This window comes from Chrysiogenia bacterium, assembly GCA_020434085.1.
In the GTDB taxonomy this organism is placed as follows: domain Bacteria; phylum JAGRBM01; class JAGRBM01; order JAGRBM01; family JAGRBM01; genus JAGRBM01.
Genome location: JAGRBM010000196.1, coordinates 1 through 5,757, shown reverse-complemented (window position 1 = coordinate 5,757; position 5,757 = coordinate 1). Strand labels below are relative to the sequence as shown.

The 5,757-nt window shown below is 66.8% G+C and carries 3 protein-coding genes; all 3 read right to left on the bottom strand.

Features of this window, described 5'->3' with window-relative positions:
- On the bottom strand, positions 1 to 889 hold an 889-nt coding region (locus tag KDH09_06505; protein MCB0219331.1), incomplete at its 3' end, for a hypothetical protein.
- Positions 890 to 1,060: 171 nt separating this feature from the next.
- Complete coding sequence (locus KDH09_06500) at positions 1,061 to 1,258, bottom strand: hypothetical protein (GenBank protein MCB0219330.1); 198 nt, start codon at positions 1,256 to 1,258, stop codon at positions 1,061 to 1,063.
- Positions 1,255 to 5,742: a hypothetical protein gene (locus KDH09_06495; GenBank protein ID MCB0219329.1), complete on the bottom strand. Its 4,488-nt coding sequence runs from the start codon at positions 5,740 to 5,742 to the stop codon at positions 1,255 to 1,257. The genes KDH09_06500 and KDH09_06495 overlap by 4 nt, the downstream gene beginning before the upstream one ends.
- Positions 5,743 to 5,757: the final 15 nt, after the last annotated feature.

Here is a 5,757-nt window from a genome sequence, read left to right as displayed (position 1 = left end):
GCGCGCCGGCCTGATCGACGCGCAGGCTCTGGGTTGGAAGCAACACGTAGAGATCCTGCGCGGGCTGACTGAGCACCACGTGATCGTCGGAGAATCCGGCGCTGAGCCCCGCCGTGGTGGCGCGAATGAAGGCGTTGGGCTGGGCAAAGATCGGGTTGATGGTGAAGCTCGCCTGGCCGTTTGAGAGCGGGGCGTTGGCGGGCTCGATGTCGCGCGGGTCCGAAGTGAGAATCGAGACGCTTCCAGCGGCCGAGCCCACGGTGTTCCCCACACTGTCGGTGGCCAGAACGCGTACCTGATAGGAGACACCCACTTGCTGCGCGGCGGCAGCGGGGCTGCGCACCGGAAGGGGGAGCGCAGGGATGACGCTTTGTCCGGGAAGCAGCGTGATGAGCCGGGTGGCCGCGCCCGCGTTCACGCTGAAGGGATCCGATTCCACTGCGACAAGGGGCTCGTCGGCGATGTGAACCGGCGTAAGCGTGTTGCCGCTGCCGGCGGTGATCGGGCGGATGTTCAGTTGGACGCGGGCCTCGACGCCCTCGCCCGTGGGAAAGGTCGTGGCCAGCGGCACCGGTGTGGCCGGATCGGAACTGAAGACGCCGACCGTCGCTGCGAAGTCGGTGTAGGGCTGGAAGTCCTCGTCAACGGCGATCAGCTCGATCGCGAAGAGCGCGTCGGCGACCTGCGCATCGGGCGCGCCCGTAACGCCGACGCCGGCTTCAAAGCTCTGTCCGGGAAGCACGACCAATAGGGACGGCTCGGGAGGTGCGGGCGGAGGGGGAGCCACCACCACGCCGCCACCGCCGCAGCCCCACAGCGCGACTGCAGCGAGTAGCGCCAGGGCACGCACAAGGGTGCGTTTTGTAGTGGTTGTCAGCTCCCCGAGCATAGACCTCGCCCGTCCTCGCACCGCTAATGAAAGCGACGCGGAACCCTCTCCATGGGTGATCCGATAGACCTGTGTGAGCGTACTACAAGGCAGAACAGTGCGGAAATGGGTGCCCCGCAAGAGGCGTAAATCTTCGTAAACCCGTCGCGAATTGCATCGCCGGGCCGGGCCTCAGTCGGCGGTGCGACGACCCGATACCCCGTTCTGCAAGAGTGTGCCCGCGCGGCGGGTGGCGCGCACGCGGTTGCGCTTGCGTGAGGCGTCGTAGTTGCGCTCGCGCTCGAGCGCCTGACGTTCGAGCTCGCGGCTGCCCGGAAGTTCGGGCTCACCCTGAACCAGTTTGAGGGATCGTTCACCAAAGGAACTCATGGCTTGCCTCCATTGTGGCTGAAAGATTGAAGTTCCGGTCGGGGGAGGGCGTTCGCGCCGTCGGCAGTGACGGACTTGGCCGGCATGCAACGCACATCGGGCAGCACTCTGGCAAGGCCATCCTTGAGTCCGCGTTGCAGGCGTTTCTCCCCCGGCCGGGAAATGATCGTTGAAGCGGTGTTTGCGCGGGCATAGCGCGTGTGGGTCTCGCCGGGCACGCTGCGCATGCCGTACTGGACGGGCTGGGTGCCGCATCCATTGTTGAGATCGATGAGGCTCATTACGTGGGTGCCGGTGACGTAGACACGCCCGCCGATGGCATCGGTGGCAACCAGTTCGCGTTTGGTGTCCGTGGGCGAGGCGGGCAGCTCCAGGGTATTGGGCGCAAAGTCCTCGTCCAGGCGAATGGCATGGAGCAGCGGCGAATTGTCGGTGACAAAGAGCAGGCCGCGCGTATCGTCGAGTGCCATGGACCGCGGCGCGAAGCCCGAGAGCTGGGGCAGCTCGCGCACGGGATGATCGACGCCGCTCTCGATCACGCTGACGCCGGGGCCGTTGGCGCCGCCGTCGCGGAGCACGTAGACGTTCTCGTTGATCGGATCGGACAGCAGGGTGCGGCGCCGCTCGTTGCTGGTCGCGAAGTTAGAGCGCCCGAGCGTGCCCGCGTCGATAATTGCTGCGACGGTGGCGGCGTCGGGATCGATGGCCAGTACGCGGTCGGCGCCCTCGCAGCGCACGTAGAGCAGGCCGGTCGAGTCGTTCTGGACGATCTCCGAGGGCCCGTCGAGGGTCGGCACGATTGACTGCGGGTCGCCGGGTTCATCGACCTCGATGCGGACGAGGGCGTCGTCGCCATAGGCGCCGACCCACAGGCGGCCCGCGGCTTCTTCGAGATAGAGCGAGCGCGGCACGACGCTCAGCGTGATCTCGCGCGTGAGCGCTCCGCCATCGAGATCGGTCACCAGGATGGAAGGTCCGGCAGCATTCGTTTCATAGAGCACGCCGCCGGTTCCGGCCGCGGCGTCATAAACCAGCTCGGCGCGCCCGCCACTCGTGGCGCTTGGTCCGCTTGCAAGCGAGGCACTTACGCCGTCGGTCTGGGTGACCACCTGGCTCAGACCACTCTGGCTCGAACGCGCAGTGCCCAGGGCGTAGAGCTCGGCACGGTCGAAGGCCGGGGTGAGCGTGTCGGCGCGGTCGCGAAGATCTGTTCCTGCAATCGTGATGGGCGCGCCCGGAATAACCATGCGCATTTCATTGAGCGCGCCCGAGGCCACGTAGGCGTCGCCGCTGGTGGGGTCGACGACGAGGTCGCTGGTGTTAAACGCCAGCGGGACGCTCTGGGCGGTGGCGGCAACGGGATTGATCTTCGAAACCATTCCGCCGCTCTGGAGCGAGTAGACGCTTCCATTGAGCGGGGCCATGGCCACTGCGGCGCCGCCGGCCACTTCGATGGTCTCCACGCTTGCCAGCGCGTCGACGGCGCCCACGCTGAAGAGCGTGCTGCCGCCGGCCAGCGGGCCGTGCAGCACCAGTAATTCGCCGGAGCTTGCATCGTAGGTGATCGCCGTGCCCACGAGGGTGTCGGGGCTCATGGTCAGCGCCATGCTCTCGACAACGGTCGTCGCGGCATTGATGCGGTAGAGATGCTGGATGAGATCGCCCGGCGCGTTTGGCGCGCGGTCGGTGGCGAAGTAGTGGCCCATGACCTGCGCGGGATAGACGCGGAAGGGACCGCTGCCGGTGATTGCATAGTCGGCCTCGGAAAGCCCCATGCCGATCACGGTAAAGCCATTGTCGTGCGTGATGATTGCGTCGCCGCTTGCCTTGTCCACCACCAGCCCGTCGGCGGTGCCGCCAAGCGTGGGCGCAAAGCTGTCCATGATCGCCGGGACGGAAGGGTCGACCCGCGTGATGGTGCCGCCGTCGCGCACCCACACGGTGCCGTCCACGGGGTTGTAGGCCAGGTCCGCGCTCGCCGGAGCCGAGAGCGCAAGCGGCACCGTGCCGCGGAGCGCAAAGCCCGCGTGGACGACGGCCAGTGCGCCGGTTGTCGTATTGAGGGCGTAGACCTCACCGGCCGATTCATTGATCGCGAGTTTGATATAGCCCGCGCCGAGCACCAGGCTGGTGGTCGATGCGCCGGCCACGTTGTAGCTCACCAGCCGTCCGCCCGAGGCGGGGCTCAGCCAGTAGACGCGGCCGAAAGTTTCGTTGAGTGCAAGGTCGGTTGCGCCCGAAGTGAACGAAGTGCTCAGGGCGCTGACCTGATCGCCCGCTCCGGAATCGATGCGGCGCAGCCCGCCACCCGCGTCCGGGGAGAGCACGTAGAGATGGTCGCGGCTCTCATCGGCCGCCAGCAGCGTGGGGCGCGCGAAGTTCTGCGCGCGATCGATGAGCGAGAAGCTCTGCACGCACATGCCCTCGACAACCACGACAACCGTGTCGGTGTCGCTTGCGCCGTTGTTGTCGTAGACGGTCAGCTCAAAAGTCAGGGCCGTGGGGCCGCCGGCCTCGACGGCCGGGATACTGAGCGTCGAGAAGCTCTTGGGAATGCCCGTCCAGCCGGGAATCAGCGCGCTATTTCCGGCCGTGAGCGCCCACTGGTAGACCGCGATGTTTCCATCGAGATCGCTCGAAGCGCTTCCATCAAGGGTGATTGCGTTCCCGTCGAAGATGGTGCGAATGGGCGGGCCCGCTTCCGCGATGGGATCGATGTTGAGGTCGCGCACGATGACCTGGGTGGTTGCCGCATCCACGCCGCCGTTGCCGTCTGCAACGGTGAGCTGGAAGCTGAGCGTGCACTCGGGCATCGGGCAGCCGGCATCGCCGACATTGGGCGCAGTAAAGCTCGGCGTGAGCGTGGTGGGATTCTGCAGGCTCACCACCGGTCCGCCCGGAAGCTGGTTCCACACCGGAAGCAGCGGATCCTGATCGGCGTCGGCGGAGCCCGCACCGCTGAGCGCGACCATCGCGCCCGAGCGTGCGTAGCCCGGGCCCGAGGCGCTGGCCACCGGCGGCTGGTTGTCATTCACGACGGTGACATCGACGGTATCAGTAGCGATGCCGTTCCAGTCATCGCTCACGGTGAGTTCGAAGGTGAGCGCCACCGGCGTGTTGGTCGGAATGGCGGGCGCGCTGAAGCTCGGCGCGGCCGTATCGGCGCCGCTCAGAATGACCTGCGGCCCGGCAGTCTGCACCCACGCGTAGGTGAAGGGATCGCCCTCGGGGTCCGTCGTGGCGCTTGCGTCGAGCGAGGTATAGGGCTCGCCTTCGAGCACCATGCCGTCCGCGCCCGCGTCGGCGAGCGGCGACAGGTTGATATTGACGGTGACTTCGGTCGAGAGCGCGCTGTTCTCGTTGCCGTAAGCATCACGCGCGTAAACCATCAGGACGTAGGTGCCGGTCGTGGGCATGGAGCTGACAAAGCTCGCCGCGCTGAAGAAGCCCCGGTAGCTGGGCAGGCCCGCCGCGCTCATCAGGAAGGGTTCGGGATTGGGAGCCCCGACCGGATCGGCGAAGACGAAGTCCACGCCCGAGCCCGGATCGGTGATGTCGGCGCGCAGCTCGATGTTGGCGAAGCCGCCGGTTGCCGCGCGGTAGATGTTCATGCTCATGGGGTCGGGCGTGATGTTGGCCACGTCGGGCGCGGTCGTGTCGATAAGGAAGCTCACCGAGTCGGGGCTCGCGTCCTCATTGCCCTGCGCGTCCACGGCGGCGACAAGGAGGTCGTAGCTCCCATCGACGGTGAGCTCTTCGTAGATCTCGCCCATCCCGCCGCTGGCGCTGACTTCCTGCCAGGTGCCCGGAGCGCTTTCGAGATCGAAGCGGTAGCGGAACTTATCAATGCTGCCCGCCGGATTCTCGCCGCCCTCGGTGTCGTCGCCCATGAATGTGGCGTGGAGCACCGGGCCGTTGTCGGCGGCCATGAGGGAGACGGTGAGTTTTTCGGAAACCAGAAGTGTGGTCTCCGGCGCGCTCGTGTCCTCGGGCAGGACTTCGATTGAATCGATGTCGGGAATGTTCGCGTCGTTGCTGGCAATGGTGAGGTAGCGGAAGCGCATCCCGTCGTCACCGAGATCGACCGCAATGGGGTCGGTGCTGAAGCTGCCGGCGTTGCGCGGCGCGCTGTAGACCAGGCGCCCGAGCTGAGCGGGATCGTTGCTGGCCCACACCAGGAGCGAATCGACGTAGCCGTCGGGGTCGCGGATGAGCACGTCGGCTACGCGCGCTGCGCTGGCCACGCCGTGCTCGCACCCGAAGCTGCCAAGGTCGAAGACGATGTAGGAGGCATTGCCCGCGTTGAGTTCGGCGACGCTCGTCAGCGGCGCGCTCATGCTCAGCGCCTTCGATGCGGTTAGCGCCGTGGTCGCGTTTTCAAGGCGCGCCAGCACGCCGTCGGTCGAGCCGGTGGCGCGGTCGGCCTGGCTGGCGACGTTGGACGCAGCAACCGCGTCGGCCCACACGTCGCAGGTGTCGCTCAAATCATCGCGCCCGTC

Excerpts from the sequence above, each read along its gene's own strand:
- KDH09_06500 (MCB0219330.1), bottom strand. The coding sequence starts at position 1,258 with ATGAGTTCCTTTGGTGAACGATCCCTCAAACTGGTTCAGGGTGAGCCC.